The sequence below is a fragment of the Mixta theicola genome (assembly GCF_002895925.1).
Classification (GTDB): Bacteria; Pseudomonadota; Gammaproteobacteria; order Enterobacterales; family Enterobacteriaceae; genus Mixta; species Mixta theicola.
Genome location: NZ_NWUO01000007.1, coordinates 65969 through 92534, shown reverse-complemented (window position 1 = coordinate 92534; position 26566 = coordinate 65969). Strand labels below are relative to the sequence as shown.

At 54.9% G+C, this 26566-nt stretch carries 20 protein-coding genes, 2 pseudogenes and 1 riboswitch; of the genes and pseudogenes, 13 read left to right on the top strand and 9 right to left on the bottom strand.

Annotated elements, in window-relative coordinates; all coding sequences use genetic code 11:
• Nucleotides 1-250: 250 nt before the first annotated feature.
• The 4 genes from sgrR to thiQ all read left to right on the top strand — a co-directional run bounded on the left by sgrR (nt 251) and on the right by thiQ (nt 5359).
• On the top strand, nt 251-1912 hold the full coding sequence (sgrR, locus tag COO59_RS11055) for an HTH-type transcriptional regulator SgrR (protein ID WP_103059849.1): 1662 nt from the start codon (nt 251-253) through the stop codon (nt 1910-1912).
• Nucleotides 1913-1949: 37 nt separating this feature from the next.
• A riboswitch (TPP riboswitch) is annotated at nt 1950-2053 on the top strand.
• A 45-nt stretch (nt 2054-2098) separates the two neighbouring features.
• Nucleotides 2099-3085: a thiamine ABC transporter substrate binding subunit gene (gene thiB, locus COO59_RS11050; protein ID WP_103059848.1), complete on the top strand. Its 987-nt coding sequence runs from the start codon at nt 2099-2101 to the stop codon at nt 3083-3085.
• The gene (thiP, locus tag COO59_RS11045) at nt 3061-4671 is read left to right on the top strand and encodes a thiamine/thiamine pyrophosphate ABC transporter permease ThiP (protein ID WP_103059847.1); all 1611 of its coding nucleotides are present in this window, start codon (nt 3061-3063) and stop codon (nt 4669-4671) included. The genes thiB and thiP overlap by 25 nt, the downstream gene beginning before the upstream one ends.
• Nucleotides 4655-5359: a thiamine ABC transporter ATP-binding protein ThiQ gene (thiQ, locus tag COO59_RS11040; protein ID WP_103059846.1), complete on the top strand. Its 705-nt coding sequence runs from the start codon at nt 4655-4657 to the stop codon at nt 5357-5359. Before thiP ends, thiQ begins: the two co-directional genes overlap by 17 nt.
• A gap of 148 nt (nt 5360-5507) precedes the next feature.
• Here the strand turns inward: thiQ and COO59_RS21485 are convergent, their stop codons facing one another.
• From COO59_RS21485 to COO59_RS11010, 6 genes and pseudogenes are all read right to left on the bottom strand, one after another.
• On the bottom strand, nt 5508-5783 hold the full coding sequence (locus COO59_RS21485; RefSeq protein ID WP_276308270.1) for a DUF943 family protein: 276 nt from the start codon (nt 5781-5783) through the stop codon (nt 5508-5510).
• Complete coding sequence (locus COO59_RS21640; protein ID WP_103059844.1) at nt 5761-5973, bottom strand: DUF943 family protein; 213 nt, start codon at nt 5971-5973, stop codon at nt 5761-5763. The genes COO59_RS21485 and COO59_RS21640 overlap by 23 nt, the downstream gene beginning before the upstream one ends.
• On the bottom strand, nt 5970-6497 hold the full coding sequence (locus tag COO59_RS11025) for a YPO3983 family protein (protein WP_103059843.1): 528 nt from the start codon (nt 6495-6497) through the stop codon (nt 5970-5972). Before COO59_RS11025 ends, COO59_RS21640 begins: the two co-directional genes overlap by 4 nt.
• A 194-nt stretch (nt 6498-6691) precedes the next feature.
• Nucleotides 6692-7456 carry a DedA family protein gene (locus COO59_RS11020; protein WP_103059842.1) on the bottom strand — a complete coding sequence of 255 codons (765 nt, stop codon included), beginning with the start codon at nt 7454-7456 and terminating at the stop codon, nt 6692-6694.
• Nucleotides 7457-7655: 199 nt separating this feature from the next.
• Nucleotides 7656-8117: a DUF943 family protein gene (locus tag COO59_RS11015; RefSeq protein ID WP_103059841.1), complete on the bottom strand. Its 462-nt coding sequence runs from the start codon at nt 8115-8117 to the stop codon at nt 7656-7658.
• Nucleotides 8114-8907: pseudogene (locus tag COO59_RS11010) on the bottom strand (DUF3289 family protein). The gene COO59_RS11015 and the pseudogene COO59_RS11010 overlap by 4 nt, the downstream one beginning before the upstream one ends.
• Nucleotides 8908-9159: 252 nt before the next feature.
• Here COO59_RS11010 and polB point away from each other — a divergent pair.
• The 3 genes and pseudogenes from polB to rluA all read left to right on the top strand — a co-directional run bounded on the left by polB (nt 9160) and on the right by rluA (nt 15253).
• A pseudogene (gene polB, locus COO59_RS11005) lies at nt 9160-11519 on the top strand (DNA polymerase II).
• Nucleotides 11520-11672: 153 nt separating this feature from the next.
• Nucleotides 11673-14576 carry an RNA polymerase-associated protein RapA gene (gene rapA / locus COO59_RS11000; RefSeq protein ID WP_103059840.1) on the top strand — a complete coding sequence of 968 codons (2904 nt, stop codon included), beginning with the start codon at nt 11673-11675 and terminating at the stop codon, nt 14574-14576.
• Between the two features lie 23 nt (nt 14577-14599).
• Nucleotides 14600-15253: a bifunctional tRNA pseudouridine(32) synthase/23S rRNA pseudouridine(746) synthase RluA gene (gene rluA, locus COO59_RS10995; protein ID WP_103059839.1), complete on the top strand. Its 654-nt coding sequence runs from the start codon at nt 14600-14602 to the stop codon at nt 15251-15253.
• 504 nt (nt 15254-15757) lie between these two features.
• Here rluA and djlA read toward each other — a convergent pair.
• Nucleotides 15758-16576 carry a co-chaperone DjlA gene (gene djlA / locus COO59_RS10990; RefSeq protein WP_103059838.1) on the bottom strand — a complete coding sequence of 273 codons (819 nt, stop codon included), beginning with the start codon at nt 16574-16576 and terminating at the stop codon, nt 15758-15760.
• 182 nt (nt 16577-16758) lie between these two features.
• Between djlA and lptD the strand changes: the two genes are divergently transcribed.
• From lptD to apaH, 6 genes are read left to right on the top strand one after another with little or no spacing between them, the layout of a single operon-like run.
• Nucleotides 16759-19119 carry an LPS assembly protein LptD gene (lptD, locus tag COO59_RS10985; RefSeq protein WP_240614127.1) on the top strand — a complete coding sequence of 787 codons (2361 nt, stop codon included), beginning with the start codon at nt 16759-16761 and terminating at the stop codon, nt 19117-19119.
• Between the two features lie 53 nt (nt 19120-19172).
• Complete coding sequence (surA, locus tag COO59_RS10980) at nt 19173-20468, top strand: peptidylprolyl isomerase SurA (protein ID WP_103059836.1); 1296 nt, start codon at nt 19173-19175, stop codon at nt 20466-20468.
• The gene (pdxA, locus tag COO59_RS10975; protein ID WP_103059835.1) at nt 20458-21444 is read left to right on the top strand and encodes a 4-hydroxythreonine-4-phosphate dehydrogenase PdxA; all 987 of its coding nucleotides are present in this window, start codon (nt 20458-20460) and stop codon (nt 21442-21444) included. The genes surA and pdxA overlap by 11 nt, the downstream gene beginning before the upstream one ends.
• Complete coding sequence (rsmA, locus tag COO59_RS10970; RefSeq protein ID WP_103059834.1) at nt 21441-22262, top strand: 16S rRNA (adenine(1518)-N(6)/adenine(1519)-N(6))-dimethyltransferase RsmA; 822 nt, start codon at nt 21441-21443, stop codon at nt 22260-22262. Before pdxA ends, rsmA begins: the two co-directional genes overlap by 4 nt.
• Before the next feature lie 4 nt (nt 22263-22266).
• Nucleotides 22267-22644, top strand: coding sequence for a Co2+/Mg2+ efflux protein ApaG (apaG, locus tag COO59_RS10965; protein ID WP_103059833.1), 378 nt, complete (start codon nt 22267-22269; stop codon nt 22642-22644).
• A gap of 53 nt (nt 22645-22697) precedes the next feature.
• Nucleotides 22698-23561 carry a bis(5'-nucleosyl)-tetraphosphatase (symmetrical) ApaH gene (apaH, locus tag COO59_RS10960; protein ID WP_103059987.1) on the top strand — a complete coding sequence of 288 codons (864 nt, stop codon included), beginning with the start codon at nt 22698-22700 and terminating at the stop codon, nt 23559-23561.
• Between the two features lie 30 nt (nt 23562-23591).
• Here apaH and COO59_RS10955 read toward each other — a convergent pair whose 3' ends face one another.
• Both COO59_RS10955 and folA read right to left on the bottom strand, forming a co-directional pair.
• A complete protein-coding gene (locus tag COO59_RS10955) occupies nt 23592-25475 on the bottom strand; it encodes a PhoX family protein (RefSeq protein WP_103059832.1) in 1884 nt (627 codons plus the stop codon).
• Nucleotides 25476-25580: 105 nt separating this feature from the next.
• On the bottom strand, nt 25581-26063 hold the full coding sequence (gene folA / locus COO59_RS10950; RefSeq protein ID WP_103059986.1) for a type 3 dihydrofolate reductase: 483 nt from the start codon (nt 26061-26063) through the stop codon (nt 25581-25583).
• Nucleotides 26064-26566 lie beyond the last annotated feature (503 nt).

Below are 26566 nucleotides of genomic sequence, written 5' to 3'. Positions count from 1 at the left end.
CAGCAGTTATCGTTGTAGAAGAAAGCACAGGAAAACGAAAAAAGCCAGCAGCGTAAATGCCTGCTGGCGGTGTAATTGCACTCTACTCAGATGAAATAACGGGGCTACGGTTCCACAACATCAAACGCGCCCCGTCAGGATAAAAGTACGCCAGCCGATAAGGCTGCCTCCCGCACTTTTATCCGTCGCAATTATCGCCATAATAAGGGAACAAAAAAACTGACCAATCTTTCAACAGAGTTCCTCTTTTATGCCTTCATCGCGCCTGCAACATCATTTTATTCGCCTGTGGCAAAACTGTAACGGCCAGCCGCAGGAAACCACGCTGCAGCAGCTGGCGCAACAGATGCACTGCTCGCGTCGCCATATGCGTAACCTGTTAAATGCGATGCAGGCCGAAGGCTGGCTGAGCTGGCAGGCGGAGGCGGGACGCGGCAAACGCTCACGGCTGCATTTCTATACCAGCGGGCTGGCGCTGCAGCAGCAGCGTGCCGCAGAGCTGCTGGAGCAAGATCGCATCGACCAGCTGGTACAGCTGGTCGGTGATAAAAACCAGGCGCGACAGATGATTACCGCGCGGCTGGGACGCAGCTTCCGTCAGGGCAAGCATATCCTGCGCATTCTCTATTATCGTCCGCTACTTAACCTGCTGCCCGGCTCGCCGCTGCGCCGTTCGGAAACGCATCTGGCACGGCAAATTTTTAGCAGTCTGGTGCGCATAAATGAGGAAAATGGGGAACCGGAACCGGATATTGCCCACCACTGGCAGTGCCTTTCGCCACGTCACTGGCGCTTTTATCTGCGTCCGGCCATTCAGTTTCACCACGGCCGCGAGCTGGATATGGCGGATGTGATCTACAGCCTGCAACGTTTGACGTCGCAGCCGCTATTTTCCCATCTGACCGCGATCGAATCGCCCACGTCATGGACGCTGGATATTCACCTTAGCCAACCCGATCGCTGGCTGCCGTGGCTGCTGGGCAGCGCCAGCGCCATGATCCTGCCGCAGGAGTGGCCAGAGCTGCCAGACTATAGCCGCCAGCCGATCGGCACCGGCCCCTATGCGGTCATCCACAACCAGCAGTCGCAGCTTAAGATACAGGCGTTTGATGACTATTTCGGCTATCGCGCGTTAATTGACGAGGTCAATATTTGGGTACTGCCTGAGATCAGCGAAGAGCTGGTTTACGCTGGCGTTAAGCTGCAGGGCGGCAGCGAAGATGAAAAATCGGAAGAGAGTCGGCTGGAAGAAGGCTGCTACTTTTTGCTGTTCGATCGGCGTTCAGAAAAAGGACGCGATCGGCAGATACGCCGCTGGGTCAGCACGCTGTTAAACCCAATAAACCTGCTGAACAACGCCAGTGCCGGCTATCAACGCTACTGGTTTCCCGCCTGGGGATTGCTGCCACGCTGGCAACATCGCCCGGAACAGCCTATCGCCGCTAAGCCGGAAGGGCTAACTGAGCTGACGCTGACCTGGTACAGCGATCATATTGAGCATCAGGGTATCGCCAGACTGCTGGAGCCGCTGCTGGCGGCGCAGGGTATCCGCTTGATTACTCAGGAGGTAGATTACGCCTGCTGGTATCACGGCACAGCGGAAAGCGATCTCTGGCTGGGCAGCGTTAACTTCACCCTGCCGCTGAAGTTTTCCGTTTTTGCCCTGCTGTATGAGCTGCCGCTGTTGCATCACTGCATCGACATTGACTGGGAGGCTGATGCCGGGCGCTGGCGTCAGCAGGAACTGTCGCTGGCGGACTGGTGTAAAAATCTGGTGGACGGCCATTATCTGCATCCGCTGTTTCATCACTGGCTTCTGCTGGAGGGACAGCGCAGCATGCGCGGCGTACGGATGAATACGCTGGGTTGGTTTGATTTTAAATCGGCGTGGTTTGCGCCGCCGGAAACCTGACGCTTTCGTAAACCCAACGAAAACACTACACTAACAGCCGTTCTCAACGGGGTGTGGAAAGCGCGGTTGTTTTCCACTGAGAGAAACCCGTCGAACCTGATCCGGTTGATACCGGCGTAGGGATTTGAGATGCGGTATCCCCTCAGATCATGCGCCCTGTTATTTTTCCTCCTTAAGGAGCGCAACGTGTTAAAAAAAGCTTTGCCCGTCCTGCTGTTATTGTCCGCCCCGGTTTTTGCTGCCAGACCCACCTTAACCGTTTATACCTATGACTCGTTCGCGGCTGAATGGGGCCCCGGCCCGGCGGTAAAGAAAGCGTTTGAAGCGCAATGCGGCTGCGAGCTGAAGTTTGTCGCGCTGGAAGATGGCGTATCGCTGCTGAATCGTCTGCGGATGGAAGGTAAAAACAGCAAGGCTGACGTGGTGCTTGGCCTGGATAATAACCTGGTACAGGCGGCAGAACAGACCGGCCTGTTCACGCCCGGCAACGTCGATACCGCCAGCCTGACGCTGCCGGGCGGCTGGCATAACCGTACTTTTATTCCCTATGACTATGGCTATTTCGCTTTCGTATACGATAAAAACAAGCTGAAAAATCCGCCGCAAAGCCTGAAAGAACTGGTTGAAAGCGATCAAAAGTGGCGGGTGATTTATGAAGATCCGCGCACCAGCACGCCGGGCCTGGGCCTGCTGCTGTGGATGCAAAAAGTGTACGGTGACGATGCGCCGCAGGCGTGGCAGAAGCTGGCGCAAAAAACCGTTACCGTCACCAAAGGCTGGAGCGAAGCCTACGGCCTGTTCCTGAAAGGCGAAGGCGATCTGGTGCTGAGCTATACCACATCACCGGCTTATCACTTGATTGCTGAGAAAAAGGATCATTATGCGGCGGCGAATTTTGCTGAAGGGCATTACCTGCAGGTTGAAGTGGCGGCGCAGCTGAAAAACAGCAGCCACCCGCAGCTGGCGCAGCAGTTTATACAGTTTATGCTCAGTGAGCCGTTCCAGCAGACTATCCCCACCGGCAACTGGATGTATCCGGTCACCAAAACCGTACTGCCTGACGGTTTCAACCAGATGACGGTACCGAAAACCGCGCTGGAATTTACGCCTCAACAGGTCGCGCAGCAGCGCGCTGAATGGATTAACGCATGGCAACGCGCCGTCAGCCGCTGATCCCCGGCTGGCTGTGGCCGGGTCTGCTGACCGCCACGCTGCTGGTTGGCGTGGCGCTGCTGGCCTTTGGCGCGCTGTGGTTTAACGCGCCGGACAACGACTGGCGCAGCCTGCTGCAGGATAGCTATCTGCGGCATGTCGTCGCCTTTTCATTCTGGCAAGCGTTACTTTCCGCGCTTTTGTCGGTGGTTCCGGCAATTCCGTTGGCCCGTGCGCTCTGGCGGCGACGCTTTCCCGGACGCCAGCTGCTGCTGCGACTGTGCGCGATGACGCTGGTGCTGCCGGTGCTGGTAGCGGTGTTCGGCCTGCTGAGCGTCTACGGACGCGAAGGCTGGCTGGCGCAGCTCTGTACGCTGTTCGGCATCAGGTATGATTTTTCCCCGTATGGGTTACAGGGCATTTTGTTGGCGCATATGTTCTTTAACCTGCCGCTGGCGACGCGCCTGCTGTTGCAGGCGCTGGAAAATATTCCCGGCGAGCAACGTCAGCTGGCGGCTCAACTGGGGATTGAGGGTTTCAATTTTTTCCGCCTGGTCGAGTGGCCCTGGCTGCGCCGCCAGGTTTTACCGGCGGCAGCGCTGATTTTTATGCTCTGCTTCGCCAGCTTTGCCACCGTGCTGTCGCTGGGCGGCGGGCCGCAGGCGACCACCATTGAACTGGCGATCTTCCAGGCGCTCAGCTACGACTACGATCCCGCCCGTGCTGCCCTGCTCTCTCTGTTGCAGATGGTTTGCTGCCTGGGGCTGGTGATGCTAAGCCAGCGTCTGAGCAAGGCGCTGCCAACCGGCAATGCTTCCCTGAGCGGCTGGCGCGCGGCCAATAGCAGCCTGAGCTCACGGCTGCGGGATACGCTATTTATTATGCTGGCGCTGCTGTTACTGCTGCCGCCGCTGCTGGCGGTCATCGTTGACGGCGCGCGTCAGGGCTTTAGCGGCCTGCTGCACCAGCCTGCTCTCTGGCAGGCGGCCTGGACCTCACTGCGTATCGCGCTGGCCGCCGGCCTGTTTGCCGTGCTGTTGACCATGCTGCTGCTGTGGAGCAGCCGTGAGCTGCGTCAGCGTCAACGCCTGCTGGCCGGACAAGCGCTGGAGTTGAGCGGGATGCTAATCCTCGCCATGCCGGGCATTGTGCTGGCGACCGGCTTCTTTTTGCTGCTTAACGGCTCTGTCGGGCTGCCACAGCAGGCGGACGGCATCGTGATTTTTACCAACGCGCTGATGGCGATCCCGTACGCGATGAAAGTGCTGGAAAATCCCATGTATGACATTACCGAACGCTATCATCGTCTCTGTTTATCGCTGGATATTCACGGCTGGCGGCGGGTGCGGATGATTGAGCTGAAGGCGCTGAAGCGGCCGCTGGCTCAGGCGCTGGCCTTTGCCTGCGTACTTTCCATTGGCGACTTTGGCGTGGTGGCGCTGTTTGGCAGCGCCGATTTCCGTACGTTGCCCTTCTATCTTTATCAGCAGATTGGCGCCTATCGCAGCGCCGATGGCGCGGTAACGGCGCTGCTGCTGCTGCTGCTCTGCTTTATTCTGTTCACCCTTATTGAAAAGCTACCGGGACGCCATGCTAACGCTGACTAACCTCACCTGGATGTACCATCATTTGCCGATGCGTTTCACACTGTCGCTGCAGCCGGGCGAGCGCGTGGCGGTGCTGGGGCCAAGCGGCGCCGGTAAAAGTACCCTGCTCAGCCTGGTGGCCGGTTTTCTGACGCCGCACAGTGGAAGCATCGTGCTGAACGGCGCAGATCATACGCACAGCACGCCCGCGCAGCGGCCAATATCGATGCTGTTTCAGGACAACAACTTATTTGCGCACCTGACCGTGGCGCAAAATATTGGGCTTGGGCTGCATCCGGGCTTAAAACTGAATGCGGCGCAGCAGCAACAGGTTGAGAAGATTGCGCAGCGGGTAGGACTGGAAGCCTGTCTCGATCGTCTGCCGGGCGCGCTTTCCGGCGGCCAACGCCAGCGGGCCGCGCTGGCACGCTGTCTGGTGCGTGAAAAACCGCTTTTGCTGCTGGATGAGCCGTTTTCCGCGCTCGATCCGGCGCTGCGTAAAGAGATGCTGACGCTGGTGGATGAAGTTTGCCGCGAACGTAAGCTTACGTTGCTGATGGTATCGCACAGCCTGGAAGATGCCGCCCAAATTGCCGCACGCAGCGTACTGGTGGTTGACGGGCGAATTTACTGGGACGGCGCAACCGACACGCTGCTGCGTGGAGAAACCGAGGCGGCGGAAGTGCTGGGTATCCGCTATCAGCATTAGCTTTTGCTATGCGCCATCAGCAGTATTTGTATGGCATATTGCCAGGCGCTGACGGGCACGTTACCGCTGCCAGAGTGGCTCAATGCGCTGTATCAGAAAGTGGATGCGTTCGGATGAAACCTGGCTGGGCTACTGAACGCTTTACGGTTTAGTTAAATCCTACCTCAACCAGTTCGCCGTCCGCCTTTTGAATATAGCGGGTGTCGTTCAGCCAGTAACTGACCTCTCCGTCACGGGTTAAGGTAATATACATCAGCCGATCTTTTTCAATGCAGTTTTTTGGCGGCGGCATATCGTCAAAACAGAGGCGATCATATTTTCCCAGCTCTTTATAGCCATCGCCAAAGCGCCAGACAGCAATACTATAGTCGCCTGAGCCATCGGGTTTAGGAATATGATATTTATTTTGGAAAAAAAAGCTTATTATTTTCCCACCATTTTATTTTACCCTTATCAGTCCACGGAAATCGATTAACAAGAATATCACTTCGGCTATAATACTGATGAGTAGCAACTATGTTAATCAGTTGACATGACAGATATACAACCCCAATAATTACGGCAATAAAAACTGACGCCAGTAATATTAAGAAGACTTTCAATCTGCAGTTCATTTTTTACTACCGCTCAGTTTAATTGTAGCACTCATATTAGTAAAGAAAGGCTTATAACCAAAATCATCATAATGTTGCAGAATAAACCAAATCCTGAAAAATTTAAACTGGCGAAACTTATTTTTCATAATGTCATTATCATCAAGACCAAAGTGGTCCTGAGCTACATATTGCATTGCAGCTTCCCATGAACAATCAAATATCTGCAATGATAACAATTTTATCTCTATAGAATAAATATCATGTACGGTTATACCTAACCCGTTTATACTATCCTCTTTTCTGGCAAACTTAGGAAGTATAGTTGTCTGAATAGCAATATCAAAATTTCTAAATTTTTCTTTAGGAAAGTTTTTTTGTTTATAATTAATACCATTGTTAATAACAGACTCAATCGCTTTTAACGAGGATTTCCCAGAATTATCCTTTAGTAACTGATTCCTCAGCGCCATATCCGCCGCCGCCCTGTCATCCATTTTTCTCTGGGTAGAGAAAACAGTACAAGGAAAGATTAAAGCTGTCATTCAGTGCGCTCCCTGCCGACGCGGCTTTTTACGCAGCCGCGCCCAATGCGGTATCGTTATCCGCTCATTGATGCTGGCAAAAATGAGAAGCTGATGCAAGACCTGTCCCGAATTCAAACCTTTCGCCACGCCGGAAGCGGTCAGTAAGCAGGCTACCGGGTTCGCTTTTGATATTTGCCCAGAATTAAACAGGCTTAACCGACAAATACCTTCCATAACAGCTGGCGGAAAATCGGCATCATTGGATGAAACTGGATCGCCGTCAGGCTGCCAACGCCAAGAATAAAGCCAAGCGGCGCCAACCAGCGCAGCCGCTGCACGGGCAGCCAGCGCGTCGCCCAGTCACGCTGTTTGTCGGCACGCCACCAGCGCCAGCATAGCCACGCGCCAGACCAGACCAGCAGCGCCACCGCCAGCAGCAGCCAGGTAAATCCGCCGCTCTGCGCATCCTTCGGCACGTCAATCGCAACCCCGGCCAGAATGCCCGGCAGCAGATAAAGCGGCGGCCAAAAGATACCGCCGATCACGCTCGGCGGCACAAATTTACGCACCGGCAGTTCCAGCATCCCTGCCGCCATCGGAATAAGCGGCCGCGTCGGCCCAACAAAACGTCCTACCAGAATGGTGATCATGCTGTGCTGGTGCAGCGCATGCTCGGTTTTATCCAGCATTTTCTGATGTTTTTTCAGATACGGCCAGCGATGCAGCGGCCCCTGGAATTTCCAGCCAATGCCATAAGAAAGCCAGTCGCCCAGCAGGCAGCCCACCAGACCTGCCGCCCAGGCGGGATAAAGCCCCAGCTGGCCGCCGCCGATTAACGCGCCCAGGCTGGCCATCATCACCGTGCCGGGCAGCAACAGCCCTACCAGCGCCAGCGACTCAAGAAACGTCACCAGCGCCACGGCAAACAGCGCCCATTCAAGCGATTGGGTAATCAGGTGTTCCAGCCAGGCTTCCATAAGCTACCTCAGAATAATCTTCGGCTGGATTGTCCTGAGCAGATGACATAGCGTCAAGGGATGATTTGTATGGGGATATTGTCAGGTGCTGGCAGGAAGCTTTATTGCAGCGTCGTGCGGGATAAGAAGCGTTGCGCCTGCCATATTAAGGCCTTTGCATTTGCTCTGATACTGGCGTGACGACCGGATGTTTCACGGCTTAGTTAAATCCCACTTCTACAAGCCTGCCGTCTGCTTTCTGGATATAGCGGGTATCGTTCAGCCAGTAGCTGACCTCACCATTACGGGTTAAGGTAATATACATCAGCCGATCTTTCTCAATGCAGTTTTTTGGCGGCGGCATATCTTCAAAGCAAAGGCGATCATATTTCCCCAGTTCATTATAACCATCGCCAAAGCGCCAAAAATAGATATTAAAATCCGCCGTATCACTGGAATCTGACAGACCATACATATTTATCACCCTTTCTTTATTTTTTACCCACCAGATAATTTTTTGCCTGGCTAGCTTAGGGAAATCATCCACCAACACAGAATAACTATATTTATCTTTATGTACGGCGATAATTCTCACCTCTCTCCATCCAAAATAAAAGCCCCATAAGGCTATACTAACTGCAATAATACCCACCAATAGTATGAGCTCTATTAATTTCATCATTTATTTTCGCCGTTAATATTTATACCCGCACTCATATTAGTAAAGAAGGGCTTAAAGCCAAATTTTTCAAATCTTTGTAAAACGAACCAAATTCTAAAAAAATTAAACTGATGAAATTTTTTTTGCATAATATCGTTATCGTCGAGACCGAAATGATCCTGAGCTCTATATCGCAGCCTGACCTGCCAGTTTTTCTCATTAAATTCCAATGCCAATACTTCTATTTTAACCGAATAAATATCATGCACCGTAATACCTAAACCATTAGCATTATCGCTTGTACTATTGAACTTAGGCAATCTGGTTTTACTAATAGCATTATTTAATAATGAGATAATGTCTTGCGAATAGGTAAGATTTTTGTAATCAACATATTTGTCAAGGGTTCCTCTTATCGCTTTCAAAGAGCTATCATCCGAATTATCTTCCAGTTCTGATTCCTCAGCGCCATATCCAGTGCCGCATCGCTGAAGGGCATACCGTTACCGTACTGCATATGGTCAATCATCTTATTAATCAGCTGCCGATAGGGACTGTAAACAGAAAAAGGCCAGCTAAGGCTGCGCATTTCATCAAACAGCAGCTTCGCGCTGGCCTCATACGAGCAGGTTTCCGCATTTCTGGCGGAAGGATGGGTGTAAAAGCGCGACTGCGGTAAATTAAACGGCGTAAGCTGCGTGCCGCTATAAGGATCGACTTTTTCCGATACGTCCGTAAGCAGATAACCCTTTTTCAGCTGGGAAGCCGTCAGGTCGCCGTATCGCATATCCGCCGCCGCCCTGTCATCCATTTTTCTCTGAGTAGAAAAAACAGTACAAGGAAAGGTTAAAGCTGTCATTCAGTGCGCTCCCTGCCGACGCGGCTTTTTACGCAGCCGCGTCCAATGCGGTATCGTTAACCGCTCATTGATACCGGTGAAAATGAGAAGCTGATGCAAGACCTGTCCCGAATTCAAACCCTTCGCCACGTCGCAAGCGGCCTGAGCACTGTATAAATAAACATGTTATAATCAGCGCAGTTTTCAGGTTTTCAGAGGCTTCTGGTGAGCAATATCCGCGCAGGCTTTTTGCTAACGCGCCACTGGCGCGATACGCCAAACGGCACCGAGATCGTACTATGGCTGGCGACCGATAACGGGCCGCAGCGTCTGGTGCTGCCGCCGCAGGAATCAGTCGCCTTTTTGCCCGCCGAATATCAGCAGCAAGCGCAGCGGCTATTGACCAATGAACGCCACTGGCGGCTGACGCCGCTCGATCTGAAAGATTTCCGTCAGCGTCCGGTGCTGGGCCTTTACTGTTCACAGTATCGCCAGCTCCAGCGGCTGGAAAAGCTGCTGCGTGAAAACAACATCCCACTGTATGAAGCGGACGTGCGTCCGCCTGATCGTTTCCTGATGGAGCGCTTTATTACCGCGCCGGTCTGGTTTAGCGGTGAGCCAGCGGGCGTTGATTTAATCAATGCCCGCCTTAAGCCGCATCCCGATTATCGTCCGCCGCTGAAGTGGGCCTCGCTCGATATTGAAACTAACCAGCACGGCGAACTCTACTGCATTGGCATAGAAGGCTGCGGTCAGCGCATTGTCTGGATGTTAGGGCCGGAAAACGGCGATGCCAGCCAGATCGATTTTGAGCTGCACTATGTTGCCAGCCGCCCGCAGCTGCTGGAAAAACTGAACGCCTGGTTCGCCGCGCACGATCCTGATGTGCTGATTGGCTGGAGCGTCGTGCAGTTTGATCTGCGCGTCCTGCAAAAACATGCCGACCGCTATGGCATTCCATTGCGTCTGGGGCGCAACCAGCAGCCGCTGGAATGGCGCGAACACGGTTTTAAGCCCGGCGTGTTTTTTGCGCAGGCGACGGGCCGTCTGATTATCGACGGCATCGAGGCGCTGAAGTCCGCCTTCTGGAGCTTCGACTCGTTTAGCCTGGAGTCGGTTGCGCAACAGCTGCTGGGCGAAGGTAAGGCGATTAATAATCCGTGGCAGCGGATGGAAGAGATCAATCAGCGCTTCGCCAGCGATAAGCCCGCGCTGGCGCGCTATAACCTGAAAGACTGCGAGCTGGTCACGCGCATCTTCCAGAAAACCGAGCTGATGCCTTTTTTGCTGGAGCGCGCCAGCGTCAACGGCCTGGCGGCGGATCGGCACGGCGGATCGGTGGCGGCCTTCAGCCAGCTCTATTTTCCGCGTATGCATCGCGCCGGCTTTGTTGCGCCTAATTTCGGCGAGATTGCGCCGGAGGCCAGCCCCGGCGGCTATGTGATGGATTCGCGTCCCGGCCTGTACGACTCGGTGCTGGTGCTGGATTATAAAAGCCTTTATCCCGCTATTATTCGTACTTTCTTAATTGATCCGGTGGGCCTGATCGAAGGGCTGGCGCATCCGCAAGATGACGCCTCGGTGCCCGGTTTCCGTCACGCGCGCTTTTCCCGGCATAACCACTGTTTGCCCGCGATGGTTAACCAAATCTGGCAGGGACGGGAAGAGGCGAAACGTCAGGGCAATAAACCCTTGTCGCAGGCATTAAAGATTATTATGAACGCCTTCTACGGCGTGCTGGGCACCAGCGCCTGTCGCTTTTTCGATCCGCGTCTGGCCTCGTCGATTACCCTGCGCGGGCACGAAATTATGCAGCAGACGCGCCAGCTAATAGAGGCACAGGGTTTCACGGTTATTTATGGCGATACCGATTCCACCTTTGTCTGGTTGAAAGCCCCTCATGACAGCGCCAGCGCCGATACCATTGGCCGACAGCTGGTCAGCCACGTAAATCAGTGGTGGCGCACCCATTTACAGGCGGAATATCAGCTGGAAAGCGCGCTGGAGCTGGAATATGAAACGCATTTTGTCCGTTTTCTGATGCCGACCATTCGCGGCGCGGAACAGGGCAGCAAAAAGCGCTACGCGGGTTTAATTCGCGAAGGCGACAGGGAACGGATGGTGTTTAAAGGGCTGGAAACGGTACGTACCGACTGGACGCCGCTGGCGCAGCAGTTCCAGCAGGAACTGTATGGTCGTATTTTTCGTGGGCAGCCCTGGCAGGACTATATTCGCACCACGGTGCGCCAGCTGCTGAACGGCGAGCTGGATGCGCAGCTGGTGTATAAAAAGCGGCTGCGCCGTCCGCTGCACGAATATGAGCGTAATGTGCCGCCGCACGTGCGCGCGGCCGCCTGGCAGACGAGCATAATAAAAAGCTGGGCCGTCCGCTGCAGTATCAAAAAGGCGGTTCTATTCGCTACGTGATCGCCACTTCCGGCCCGGAGCCGCTGGAGGCGCGAACGTCGCCGCTGGACTACGATCATTATTTGCATAAGCAGCTGCAGCCGGTGGCCGACGGGATATTGCCCTTTGTGCAGGATGACTTTGCTACACTGATTACCGGGCAGCTGGGGCTTTTTTGACAGGTGACGAATCCATTACCTTCCAGTACCATAGCGCCCTTCCTGAACTTCACCGCTCCTGAGCATCAACCAGACACATTATTGCCTGGCCGCAACGCTATTGTCCGAGCGGGAGCATGACATCTGTTATTACGAGAATCGAGCTAATTATCTATGCCTTTTACACTTGGTCAACGCTGGATCAGCGACACGGAAAGCGAACTGGGACTGGGAACTGTGGTTGCACTGGATACCCGTATGGTTACCCTGCTTTTCCCTGCTACCGGTGAAAACCGTCTCTATGCCCGAAATGATTCTCCCATTACCCGTGTGATCTTCAATCCCGGCGATACCGTTACCAGCCATGAAGGCTGGCAGCTGGAAGTGGTCGAAGTGCGCAATGATAATGGCCTGGTAACCTATATCGGTACCCGTCTGGATACTCAGGAACCCGTAGAGCTGCGCGAAGTGCTGCTCGACAGCAAGCTGGTGTTCAGCAAGCCGCAGGATCGTCTGTTCGCCGGTCAGCTTGATCGTATGGATCGCTTTGCGCTGCGTTTCCGTGCGCGCCGCTATCAGAGCGAGCAGTATCGTTTGCCCATCAGCGGGCTGCGCGGAATGCGCACTAACCTGATCCCGCATCAGCTGCATATTGCCCATGATGTAGGCCGTCGCCATGCGCCGCGCGTGCTGCTGGCGGATGAGGTTGGCCTGGGCAAAACCATCGAAGCCGGGATGATTATTCATCAACAGCTGCTGGCTGGTCGCGCCGATCGCGTGCTGATCGTGGTGCCGGAAACGCTGCAGCATCAGTGGCTGGTGGAAATGCTGCGCCGCTTTAACCTGCGCTTTTCGCTGTTTGACGACGCGCGCTATGCTGAAGCCCAGCACGACAGCGATAACCCGTTCGATACCGAGCAGCTGATTATCTGTTCGCTTGATTTCGTGCGCCGTAACAAGCAGCGTCTGGAACTGCTGGCCGACGCCGAATGGGATCTGCTGGTGGTGGATGAAGCGCACCATTTGGCATGGAGCGAAGGCGAGCCGAGCCGTGAATATCAGGTGATTGAGCAGCTGGCGGAGCAGATCCCCGGCGTGCTGCTATTGACGGCAACGCCTGAACAGTTGGGCATGGAGAGCCACTTCGCCCGTCTGCGCCTGCTGGACTCCGATCGTTTCCACGATTTTGAGCAGTTTGTCGCCGAACAGCAAAATTACCGCCCGGTGGCCGATGCGGTCGCCACGCTGCTGGAAGATAAGGCAATCAGTAACGATGAGATGAACGCGCTGAGCGATCTTATCGGCGAGCAGGATATTGAGCCGTTGCTGCAGACCGCTAACGGTAAGGGCGAAGGCAAGCAGGCGGCGCGCGAAGAGCTGATTCGTATGCTGATGGATCGTCACGGCACCAGCCGCGTGCTGTTCCGCAACACCCGTAACGGGGTAAAAGGCTTCCCTCAGCGCGTGCTGCATCAGATCCGTCTGCCGCTGCCGACGCAGTATCAGACGGCAATTAAGGTTTCCGGCATTATGGCGGCGCGCAAATCGGCCGAAGAGCGCGCGCACGATATGCTTTATCCGGAGCAGATTTATCAGGAATTTGAAGGCGACAGCGGCACCTGGTGGAATTTTGATCCGCGCGTCGAATGGCTGATGGGCTATCTGACCAGTAACCGCGATGAGAAAGTCCTGGTGATCTGCGCCAAGGCGGCGACCGCCCTGCAGCTGGAGCAGGTGCTGCGCGAACGTGAAGGTATTCACGCTGCGGTATTCCATGAAGGTCTTTCGCTGATCGATCGCGATCGCGCCGCTGCCTGGTTCGCCTCGGAAGAGGATGGCGCGCAGGTGCTGCTTTGCTCTGAGATCGGTTCAGAAGGCCGTAACTTCCAGTTCGCTAATCGGCTGGTGATGTTCGATTTGCCGTTTAACCCTGATTTGCTGGAACAGCGTATTGGCCGTCTCGATCGTATCGGTCAGGCGCGTGATATTGAGATCATGGTGCCGTATCTGGAGAAGACCGCACAGTCGGTGCTGGTGCGCTGGTATCACGAGGGACTGGACGCCTTTGAGCATACCTGCCCGACCGGCCGCACCGTGTACGATAGCGTGCATGAGCAGCTGATCGGGTATCTGGCCGCGCCGGAGAACAGCGAAGGGCTGGACGAATTTATTCAGGCCTGCCGCAAGCAGCACAACGCGCTGCGTTCCCAGCTGGAACAGGGCCGCGACCGGCTGCTGGAGCTGAATTCCAACGGCGGCGCGAAAGCCGAAGCGTTGGCCGATGAAATCAGCCTGCAGGATAATCATATTGAGCTGGTGAATTTCGCGCTCAACCTGTTCGATATTGTCGGCATTAATCAGGAAGATCGCAGCGATAATCTGATTGTACTGACGCCGTCCGATCATATGCTGGTGCCTGATTTTCCAGGCCTGCCGGAAGAAGGTTGTACCATTACCTTCGATCGCGCTCAGGCGCTGTCGCGTGAAGACGCGCAGTATATAACCTGGGAGCATCCGATTATTCGCAACGGCCTCGATCTTATTTTGTCGGGCGATACCGGCAGCTGTGCCCTGTCGCTATTGAAGAATAAGGCGCTACCGGTCGGCACATTGCTGATGGAGCTGATTTACGTGGTTGAGGCGCAGGCGCCGAAGCATCTGCAGCTGACGCGTTTCCTGCCACCGACGCCGATGCGTCTACTGGTCGATCGTAAAGGCACTAATCTGGCCGATAAGGTGGAGTTTGAGAGCTTTAACCGTCAGCTGAACGCGGTGAATCGTCATAACGGCAGTAAGCTGGTGAATGCGGTGCAGCAGGATGTGCACGCTATTCTTCAGCTGGCGGAGCCGCAGGCAGCGGAAGCGGCACGTAAGCTGATTGACGCGGCACGCGTTGAGGCGGATGAGAAGCTGAGCGCCGAGCTGGAGCGTCTGCAGGCGCTGAAAGCGGTTAACCCGAATATCCGTGAGGATGAGATAGCCGCGCTGGAAAGCAATCGCAGCGAAGTGTTAGCCAGCCTGAACGATGCCGGTTGGCGTCTGGATGCGCTGCGTCTGATCGTCGTTTCTCATCAGTAAGCTAACCGGAGAACACACAGGCTATGGAACCCTATAACCCGCCGCTGGAACCCTGGCTGCATATTCTGTATCAGGACGATCACATTATGGTGGTCAATAAGCCGAGCGGGTTATTGTCTGTCCCTGGGCGTCTTGAGGAGCATAAGGATAGCGTAATGATCCGCGTTCAGCGCGATTTCCCGCTGGCTGAATCGGTACATCGTCTGGATATGGCCACCAGCGGCGTGCTGGTTGTGGCGCTGACCAAGGCCGCCGAGCGCGAACTGAAGCGTCAGTTTCGCGAGCGCGAGCCGGAAAAAAGCTACGTTGCCCGCATCTGGGGCCATCCACAGAAAGATGAAGGCGTGGTGGATTTGCCGCTGATTTGCGACTGGCCGAATCGTCCGATGCAGAAGGTGTGCTTTGATACCGGCAAGTCGGCGCAAACGGAGTATCAGGTGCTGGAGCGGGCGGCGGATAATAGCGCCCGCATCCAGCTGAAGCCGATTACCGGACGCTCGCATCAGCTGCGCGTGCATATGCAGGCGTTAGGACATCCAATTTTAGGCGATCGTTTTTATGCGCACGAGGCGGCCCTGGCGATGGCGCCGCGTCTGCAGCTGCATGCGGAGTGGCTAACCATTACGCATCCCGCGTTTGGCAATAAGATGACTTTTCGCCAGCCTGCCGATTTTTGATTGGTTTTGCGGTGCTGTTTGCGGCGGGTTTGTGTGGCCGATGGTTATGGTGACACAGCGGCAGGTGTGCGTGGTTTGTTGATTATGGAGCCGTCAGCGGCGGGCGGCCCGTTCCCACACTTCTGAGTCGCCTGTGCGCCGCTGTTTCAACGGTGGTGATTTCTGTTTGCCGCTGATTAGATAACAATGTGGTTTGTATGGTTAAGTATCGAAGCGCGGGATTGAGGGAGTGGAAGGGCCGGGGCCGGGAGGCGGACCTCCCGCGCCAGGGAAGGCGTGGGCGGAGGCCCCAGGGATGGGTTCATGCCGTGCCGCCGATGGACCCGGCCCTTCCGCGACCGCCACGAACCTGGTGCAGACTGACTCAGCCTTCCCGCAATAAGCACGAACCTGTTGCAGACTGAACCAGCCTTCCCGCAATAAGCACGAACCCGTTGCAGACTGAACCAGCCCTGCCGCAACCGGCACCAACCTGTTGCAGACTGACTCAGCCTTCCCGAAAAATTATTTAAAATTTCGTTCCTTGCGAATCAGATCCCAGGCGGCCTGAATCTCCTGCGCCTTCTGCTTCGCCATCTCCATCATCTCCGGCGGCAAGCCTTTCGCCACCAGCTTATCGGGATGATGCTCCGCCATCTGCTTACGCCAGGCGCGCTTAATCGTCATGTAATCATCGGTAGGTTTCACGCCCAACACCTTACAGGCTGCTTCCAGCGTCGGTCCCTGCTGCGCGCCATAGCCCTGCCCGGCTCCGCCCCATGAATGCTGCCCGCCGCCAAACTGCTGGCCGCCTTCCATCATGCGCAGAAACTGCTCGAACTGCATGCGCGAAATTCCCAGCTCCTCAGCTATCACGTACAGCACCTGACGCTCGTTAGGATGCAGTGAGCCATCAGCAAACGCGGCCTGAATCTGAATTTCTAAAAACATTCGAATCAGATCAAAGCGACCAAAACAGGCGCTGCGCAGCTCACGCAGCTTGTTGCGCAGTGGATAATCGCTCTGCTTGCCTTCACGAAACGCCTGCTGCGCCTGAGTGCGCACCGCGCCATGCAGCCGCATACGATCCATCTGCTGTGAGGCGATCTGAATATCCGCTTCGGTTACCCGCCCTTTTGACTTGGTAAGATGTCCCATCACCTGAAACGTGGTGCGGAAAAAAATGGTTTGCCGGGTTTGATTGTTAGAAAACCAGGATTTTCCCTGCGTTGCGCGGATTTTATCTACCAGGTGGCCAAGCATCAGCCCTAACAGCAAACCCCAAAAGCCCGCGCCGGATAACAATCCCAGCAGCAGACCAATTACTTTTCCCCAATAGCGCATATACTCCTCAATTCGCCATGCCGAAGGCTAAAAATTGCATTATCATACCTGTCATTTATCTCACTGCCTAACGGCAACGCGGACAGACAAGGATTAACACTGGCGCAACGCAGTTCAGTACGTTAGTCTCTGACCGTTTTGTCGGCATGATGCCAGTAATTACGGAATTCTCGATACCGCGTATGAAAAAACGTATACCCACACTGCTGGCCACAATGATTGGCGCAGCGCTTTATAGTCAGCACGCCCTCGCCGACGATTTAATGTCGCAGTGTATGCTGGGCGTACCAAACTATACTCGTCCCGTGGTTCAGGGTGACGCCAATCAACTGCCGGTAACGATACATTCTGATAATGCGAAGGGTAACTATCCCGACGATGCGGTGTTTACCGGCAAGGTGGATATTCAGCAGGGCAACAGCCGCCTGCAGTCCGACGAAGTTCAGCTGCATCAGCGCCAACAGCCAGGCCAGACCACGCCGCTTCGCACCGTCGATGCGCTGGGCAATGTGCACTATGATGACAACCAGGTCATTCTGAAAGGGCCAAAAGCCTGGTCTAACCTGAACACCAAAGATACCAACGTCTGGAACGGCAATTATCAGATGGTCGGTCGTCAGGGGCGCGGCACCGCCGATCAGATGAAACTGCGCGGCAACAGCCGCTACACCATCCTGGAAAACGGCTCCTTTACCTCTTGCCTGCCGGGCAGCAATAGCTGGAGCGTGGTCGGCTCGCAGGTCATTCAGGACCGTGAAGAGGAAGTGGCTGAAATCTGGAACGCGCGCTTTAAAATCGGCGCCGTCCCGGTCTTCTATAGCCCTTACCTGCAGTTGCCGATCGGCGATCGTCGCCGCTCTGGTTTTCTGATCCCCAACGCTAAATACAGTAACAATGACGGCTTTCAGTTTGCGCTGCCCTGGTACTGGAATATCGCGCCGCAGATGGACGCCACCATCACGCCAAACTACCAGAGCAAGCGCGGCCTGCAGTGGCAGAACGAATTCCGCTATCTCACCACCGCCGGTACCGGCCTGGTCGAGTTTGACTATCTGCCGAGCGATGATGAATACAAGCGTGACGAAGCGGCGCGCGGCAGCGACGATGGCGACGCTAACCGTTGGCTGTTCTACTGGCGCCATGCCGGCGTTTATCAGCAGCACTGGCGCTTTAGCGCTAACTACACCAAAGTCAGCGATCCCTATTACTTCAACGATCTCGACTCTAAGTACTATTCCACTACCGATGGCTACGCTTCGCAGAAATTCAGCGTCGGCTATGCGGATACCCACTGGGACGCCACGCTCTCCAGTAAAGATTTCCAGATTTTTGACACCAACAGCACGCGCAACATTTATCGTGCGCAGCCGCAGTTTGACTTCAACTATTACCAGAATGACGTTGGCCCGTTTGACATGCATCTTTATGCGCAGGCGGTACAATTTACCAACGTTAATGACGATCGTCCGGATGCGGTGCGCCTGCATCTGGAGCCGACCATCAACCTGCCGCTGGCTAATGAATGGGGCAGCCTGAACACCGAGGTGAAGTTGCTGGCGACCCACTACCAGCAAAGCAATATTGATTATTATAACTCCCTGAGTGGCAATGAAAATAATCAATTAAAAGAAGATGTTAACCGCGTCATGCCGCAGTTCAAAATGGATGGACGCATGGTGTTCGAGCGCAATATGAACTGGGCGGAAGGCTACACCCAGACGCTTGAACCGCGCATACAGTATCTTTATGTGCCGTATCGCGACCAGAGCCATATCCAGGCGTACGACTCCACGCTGCTGCAAACCGACTATACCGGCCTGTTCCGCGACCGTACCTACAGCGGCCTGGATCGTATCGCTTCAGCCAACCAGGTCGCCAGCGGCCTGACCACGCGTATTTATGATACCGATATGGTTGAACGTTTTAACGTATCCGTAGGTCAAATCTACTCGTTTACCCCGTCGCGTACCGGGCTGAATACCACCAGCGACGAAGATGATACCGGAAGCCTGATCTGGGCCGGTGATACCTGGTGGCGCGTCAGCGACCGTTGGGGCGTACGTGGCGGCGTTCAGTACGATACGCGTCTGGATAATATTGCGCAGGGCAACGCGGTAGTGGAATACCGTCGTGATGCTGACCGCATGGTGCAGCTGAACTACCGTTACAGCAGCCCGGAATATGTGGCCAGCGCGCTGAACCGCAACATTACCAACAATCCGATTTACGAAAACGGTATTTCGCAGGTTGGGATGACGGCCAGTTGGCCAATTGCTGACTCCTGGGCCGTGGTAGGCGCGTACTACTACGACACCAAAGAGAAAAAGGCGGCTGAGCAACTGGTGGGCTTACAGTATAGTTCGTGCTGTTATGCCGTCCGCGTGGGTTACCAGCGTAAAATTAACGGCTGGGAAAACGACGACAGTAAGTATGAAAACCAAATCTCATTCAACATTGAGCTGCGTGGCCTGAGCCCGAACTACGGACTGGGCTCCAACCAAATGCTACGTCAGGGCATTCTGCCTTACCAGCGCGCTTTCTGATGTTGTAATGTTTGACAGGCAAACCCGCAGTGCGGAAAGAAAATGGAAAAAGTATGAAGAACTGGAGAATGCTGATACTGGGTGTGGCGCTGGCCGCTAACGCCGCGATCGCAGCCCCGCAGGTAGTTGATAAAGTCGCCGCCGTGGTCAATAACGGCGTCGTACTGGAAAGTGATGTTGATGGCATGATGCATTCGGTGAAAGCGCAGGCGCAGCAGGCTGGACAGCAGCTGCCCGATGACCGCACGCTGCGCCATCAAATTGTTGAACGTCTGGTAATGGATAATATTATCCTGCAGATGGGCAAGCAGATGGGCGTACAGATCTCCGATCAACAGCTGGACCAGGCGATTAGCAATATTGCCGCCCAGAACCATATGTCGCTGGATCAGATGCGCAGCCGTCTGGCGTATGACGGCGTGAACTACAACGCCTACCGTGAGCAGATCCGCAAAGAGATGCAGATTGCGGAAGTGCGTAACAATGAAGTGCGCCGTCGCGTAACCATTCTGCCGCAGGAAGTGGATACGCTGGCAAAGCAGATCTCCGCACAAAATACGCAGGGCACCGAGCTGAATATCAGCCATATCCTGCTGCCGCTGCCGGAAAACCCGACGCAGCAGCAGGTTGACGATCAGGAAACCCTGGCGAAGCAGCTGATGAGCGAACTGAACAGCGGCGCTGATTTCGGTAAGCTGGCGGTGACCTACTCCGCCGATCCGCAGGCTTTGCAGGGCGGCAACATGGGCTGGGGCAAAATCGAAGAGCTGCCGACCCTGTTTGCTCAGGCGCTGAGCACGGCGAAAAAAGGCGATATCGTGGGGCCTATTCGTTCCGGCGTCGGCTTCCATATCCTGAAAGTTAATGACCTGCGCGGCGAAAAACAGAATATCTCGGTGACCGAAGTACATGCGCGTCATATTTTGCTTAAGCCGTCGCCGATTCTGACCGATGACCAGGCGCGCCAGAAACTGACGCAGATTGCCAGCGACATTAAAAGCGGAAAAACCAGCTTTGCAGCGGCAGCCAGGCAGTTCTCTGACGATCCGGGCTCGGCAAACCAGGGCGGCGATCTGGGCTGGAGTTCACCGGAAATCTTCGATCCGGCCTTCCGTGATGCGCTGCTGCGCCTGCATAAAGGCGAAACCAGTCAGCCGGTTCACTCCTCTTTTGGCTGGCATCTGATTCAGCTGCTGGACACGCGTCAGGTTGATAAGACCGATGCGGCGCAGAAAGAGCGCGCTTACCGTCTGCTGTTTAACCGTAAATTCGCTGAAGAAGCGCAAACCTGGATGCAGGAACAGCGCGCCAGCGCCTATGTGAAAGTTCTGGATGCCAATGCTCAGTAATGCTCGCGTCGTTATCACTCCCGGCGAACCCGCCGGGATTGGTCCTGATGTTACCCTACAACTGGCGCAGCGCGACTGGCCGGTTGAACTGGTGGTGTGCGCCTCGCCCCAGCTGCTGATTGAACGCGCGCAACGGCTGGGACTACCGCTGTCGCTGCGGCAATATCAACCAGATACCCCAGCGCAGCCGCAACAGGCTGGCACGCTGACTATCTTACCGGTTGAGCTGGCTACGCCGGTTATCGCCGGGCAGCTGGCGGTGGCTAACAGCCACTATGTGCTGGATACTCTTGCCCGCGCCTGCGACGGCTGCCTCAGCGGGGAGTTTTCCGCCTTGATTACCGGCCCGGTGCATAAAGGCGTGATTAACGATGCCGGTATTGCCTTCAGCGGCCATACCGAATTTTTTGCCGATCGCGCCGCCTGTGAGCGCGTGGTAATGATGCTGGCGACCGAAGAACTGCGTGTGGCGCTGGCGACCACGCATCTGCCGCTAAAAGCGGTGGCGGACGCAATTACCGAAGCCAGCCTGCATGAAGTAATTACTATTTTGCATCAGGACTTACAGCGTAAGTTCGGCATCAGCCAGCCGCATATTCTGGTTTGCGGCCTGAATCCACACGCTGGCGAAGGCGGACATATGGGCCGCGAAGAGATCGATACCATTATCCCGGCGCTGGATAAACTGCGTCAGCAGGGAATGCAGCTTACCGGCCCGCTGCCGGCGGATACGCTGTTCCAGCCAAAATATCTGCAGCATGCCGACGCGGTTCTGGCGATGTATCACGATCAGGGCCTGCCGGTACTAAAATATCAGGGCTTTGGCCGCGCGGTGAATATCACCCTTGGCCTGCCATTTATCCGCACCTCCGTTGACCACGGCACCGCGCTGGAACTGGCCGGTCAGGGCAACGCTGATGCGGGAAGCTTCATTACGGCGCTTAATCTCGCCATTAATATGATCATAAATCAATGAATAATCGCGTCCACCAGGGTCATTTCGCCCGTAAACGTTTTGGGCAAAACTTCCTTAACGACTCCTACATTATCGACAGCATCGTTGCGGCTATTCATCCTCAGCGCGGCGAGGCGATGGTAGAGATCGGGCCCGGCCTTGGCGCCCTGACTGAACCCGTCGGCGAGCGCCTTGATGCGCTGACCGTTATTGAGCTGGATCGCGATCTGGCTGCGCGTCTGCAAACCCATCCGTTCCTGGGACCTAAGCTGACCATTTTTCAGCAGGATGCCATGACCTTCGATTTTGCTCAGCTCGCTGCTGAGCGCGGTCAGCCGCTGCGTGTCTTCGGCAACCTGCCCTATAACATCTCCACGCCGTTAATGTTCCACCTTTTCAGCTATACTAGTGCGATCAAAGATATGCACTTTATGCTGCAAAAAGAGGTAGTCAACCGCCTGGTTGCCGGCCCTGACAGTAAAGCCTATGGACGCTTAAGCGTGATGGCGCAATATTATTGTCAGGTTATTCCGGTACTGGAAGTGCCGCCGGAATCCTTTACGCCAGCGCCAAAAGTGGATTCCGCCGTGGTACGGCTGGTTCCGCACGCGGTGCAGCCACATCCGGTTGAGAATATTCGCGTGCTGAGCCGCATTACTACCGAAGCCTTTGGCAAGCGCCGCAAAACGCTGCGTAATAGCCTCGGCCATCTGTTCAGCGCTGAGGTGATGGAAAATCTGGGCGTTGATGGCAGTCTGCGTGCGGAAAATGTTACCGTTGCACAATATTGCCAGTTAGCAAACTGGTTATCTGCGCATCCCGAGCCGCAGGAGAGCTAAACGCATGATTGAGTCGTCCCGAGTTTGTGTTCAGGTACAGAGTTTTTACGTCGAGTCGCAGTCTGCCCCAGATGAAGATCGCTACGTGTTCGCCTATACCATTACCATCCGCAATCTGGGGCGCGAAAAAGTGCAGCTACGTAGCCGTTACTGGTTAATTACCAACGGCAACGGGCGCGAAACGGAAGTTCAGGGCGACGGCGTAATCGGCGAACAGCCTTATATTACGCCGGGCGATGAATTCCAGTATACCAGCGGCGCGGTGCTGGAAACGCCGATGGGTACCATGCAGGGACACTATGTGATGATTGACGAACGGGGCGAACAGTTTCATGTCGATATTCCCGTCTTTCGCCTCGCCGTGCCTTCGCGCATTCACTGATGAGAAACCCGGCTGCGGCCGGGTTTGCCGTTTCTTCTCCGGATAATTATTTCATGAGTACATATCTTATTGGCGATGTTCACGGCTGCTACGATGAACTGCATTCCCTGCTGCAGCAGGTCGCCTTTGACGTTGAAAAAGATACGCTGTGGCTGACCGGCGATCTGGTCGCTCGCGGCCCAGGCTCGCTGGAAGTGCTGCGCTATGTGCGCTCGCTGGGCAGCGCCGTGCGGTTGGTGCTGGGCAATCACGATTTGCATCTGTTGGCGGTTTTCGCCGGGATCAGCCGTAATAAACCGAAAGATCGTATCACCCCGCTGCTGGAAGCACCGGACGTGGATGAGCTGATTAACTGGCTACGCCGTCAGCCGCTGCTGCAGGTGGATGAAGAGAAAAAGCTGGTTATGGCCCATGCCGGCATTACGCCGCAATGGGACATTGAAACGGCGAAAATATGCGCTCGGGAAGTGGAATCCGTGCTCTCCAGCGACAGCTATCCGCTTTTTCTTAATGCGATGTATGGCGATATGCCGAACAACTGGACGCCTGAGCTCACCGGACTGGCGCGCCTGCGCTTCAGCACCAATGCGCTAACGCGGATGCGCTACTGCTTTCCGAATGGACAGCTGGATATGATCTGCAAAGACGCGCCCGACTCTGCTCCGCCGCCGCTTAAGCCGTGGTTTACTATCGCTGGCCCGGTTGCGCGTGAATATACGATTATTTTTGGTCACTGGGCTTCGCTGGAAGGTAAAGGCACCCCGGAAGGGATTATTGGCCTGGATACCGGCTGCTGTTGGGGAGGCACGCTGACCATGCTGCGCTGGGAAGACCGCCAGCTGTTTATCCAGCCTTCTAACCGCCAGCAGACCAGCGAAGCCGGTGAAACCGCCCCGGCCGCGCTGCGCGCTGAGTAACTACCGGACCAGACGGCCCGGTAATGATTATCAGGCCCCAACAATACCGCCATCTTCGCGGGTGATCATGATCACCGATGAACGTGGCCGCGGGCTATTATGGGGAAAATGAGAATCGCCCTCTTCGCCCGGATGCTGTACGTTAACAAACAGCGTGCGGTAATCCGGCGTAAAGGTGATGCCCGTTAGCTCACAGGATTTCGGCCCTACCATAAAACGGCGGATTTCGCCGCTGTTCGGATCGCCGACCAGCATCTGATTATTGCCCTGCCCCTGATAATCGCCCTCATTGCTGTATTTGCCATCGGTCAGGATCCACAAACGTCCGGCGCTATCAAAGCCCAGCCCATCCGGGCTATTAAATGTATTGTCTGCGGTGATATTCGGCGTACCGCGCTGTACTCCCTGTGGATGCGCGATCGGGTTTCCGCACAGCACGAAAATGTCCCAGCTAAACTGCTGCGCCGTGGCGTCGCCCTGTTCATCCCAGCGAATAATCTGGCCATAAATGTTATCAGGACGCGGATTAGCCGCATCAACCGGCATCTTCTCATTGCCGCGCTTGTTGTTATTGGTCAGCGTGCAGTAGGCGCGGCCATCGTGCGGGTTGACAGCTATCCACTCCGGGCGATCCATGCGCGTCGCTTTAACCACATCCGCCGCCGCACGCGCATTAATTAAAATATCCGCCTGATGATGAAAACCGTTTTCCGCCGTCAGCCCGTTTTCGCCGTGAACCAGCGCCAGCCAACGGCCCGTTCCCTTCAGCGGCGTACCGCTTTTATCACCCTTGAATACCGCGACATACAGCGTGCCCTCATCCAGCAGCGATTTGTTCGCTGCGGGATTGGCATGGTCAACTTTGCCCGTTGAGACATACTTATAGATATATTCCCCACGTTCATCGTCGCCCATATAGACCACCAGCTCGCCGCTTTTCGCTACCGTAACCGCCGCGTTTTCATGTTTAAAGCGACCCAGCGCGGTGCGCTTTACCGGCACCGAATGCGGATCGAGCGGATCGATTTCCACAATCCAACCATGGCGGTTAAATTCGTTGGGGTTTTTCGCCACGTCAAAACGCTCATCAAAATCAGACCAGTTGCGCTCAGGCTCGCTGGCGTTCAGAGTGTAGCGCTTCTGCTGGGACGTGGGGCTAAAATCGGCGGCTTTGGTGCCGAAATAGGTATCAAAGTTCTCTTCGCAGGTGAGATAGGTTCCCCAGGGAGTTTTCCCATTCGCGCAGTTGCCGAAGGTGCCCAGTACCGTTTTACCTTCCGGATCGGCGCGGGTTTGCAACGCCGCATTGCCTGCCGCCGGGCCGGAAAAATGCATCAGGGTATTGGCCGTGATACGACGGTTATAGCGTGACGGACGCACTACGCGCCAGCGATTATCTTCGCTACGCGCGACCTCCACGATCGATACGCCATGCCCCGCCTGCGATTTTTTTACATCTTCCGGGCTGATGGCTTTACTACCGCCGTGGGGGAAAAGGTACTGTTCATTCACATATTCATTATTAATGGCCATCACGCCACGGTTATCATCCAGGGCGAAAAAACTCATACCGTCATTATTATCACCGAACTGTTTTTCCTGATCGGCGGCGCTATTGTTTCCCTGTGGATCAAACGCCGGCGCGCCATCTACCAGCGGCTCGCCCCATGAAATAAGCACCTCTGCCCGGTAGCCGGGCGCGATAGCAATTTCATCAGCGGTAGAGGCAGGAATTGCCGTGAATCCCAGCAGCGGGCTTCCTTTCGGCGTCGTCTGCATTTTGGCCAAAGCGGAAAAACTGACGCCGCCGCTAAGAAAGCCTGCCAGCCCTAACGCGCCGGTTCCGGCCAGTAGCTTACGACGCGCCGGGCTTGGCAGCGAATCCAGATTTAATTCAAGGAGTTTGTCGCTCATATAGCATTGCTTCCCATTATGGTTTCCCAGAGTGAAAGCAATGCTAGAGGGCAAAAATGACAGCCATGTTACAGCTGGCGGATGAGAGAAGTTTAACCGACGTTATCAGCGGCGCTCAAGGATTTCAAAGCAGTAGCTGTGGGAGTTCTTCTCATCGGCATCATGAAACTCACTGAATACCGACTGCCATTCGTCCGGCTCGTAGTCCGGGAAATGGGTGTCGCCTTCCACTTCGGCATCAATATGCGTCAGATAAATACGATCGGCACGATCTAACATCTGCTCATAAATGCGGCCGCCGCCAATCACCATGATCTCTTCAACGTCGCCCGCCGCAGCCAGGGCATCCTCCAGTGAAGTAACCCAGGTCACGCTATCCGTTGTGTTTCCTGGCTGGCTGCTGACCACAATATTATGGCGTCCCGGCAGCGGACGGCCAATCGATTCCCAGGTCAGACGCCCCATAATTACTGGCTTATTCAGCGTATTACGCTTAAACCAGGCTAAATCCGCAGGCAGATCCCACGGCATAGCGTTTTCCATCCCAATAACGCGATCGGCTGCTAAAGCCGCTATCAGGCTTATCATCATAAGTTACTCAACAGGGTGTAAAATTGGCGCCATCATACGTAAAGGCGAAACTTTCGTCGATAGTCTGGTGAATGGATTTACGTAAAGGTTTTTAAACCGTGCTTATTCGTTACAACGGCGGCGGCTTCAGCGCCGACCCAGCATTTTTTTACGGTTCGGCAAGCTTTAGCAGGCCCCCTGGTTTACCCTGAGATTAGTCTGCGCTGTGGCCAGATTAGCCTTCCTCTTCATCACTTCAGGGACATGACAACGCGGCGGCTCAGGATGAAAAAAGCATAGCCAGACGCCCGTCATCGCCAAAGCGAGCAACTTCCTGTCCCCTTAATTATTGTATCGGACAGATAATAATATTCAGCGACTCTTCATATGCTCAGCCATTATTTCTGTGCGGCATTGCCAGGAGTGGCATAACACCGCTTGAATATTTGCTGAAATATCGATAATTTTAAGGACAGGTCAATTAATAACTCCCGATTATCCATTTATTGCCAGAATAGCGG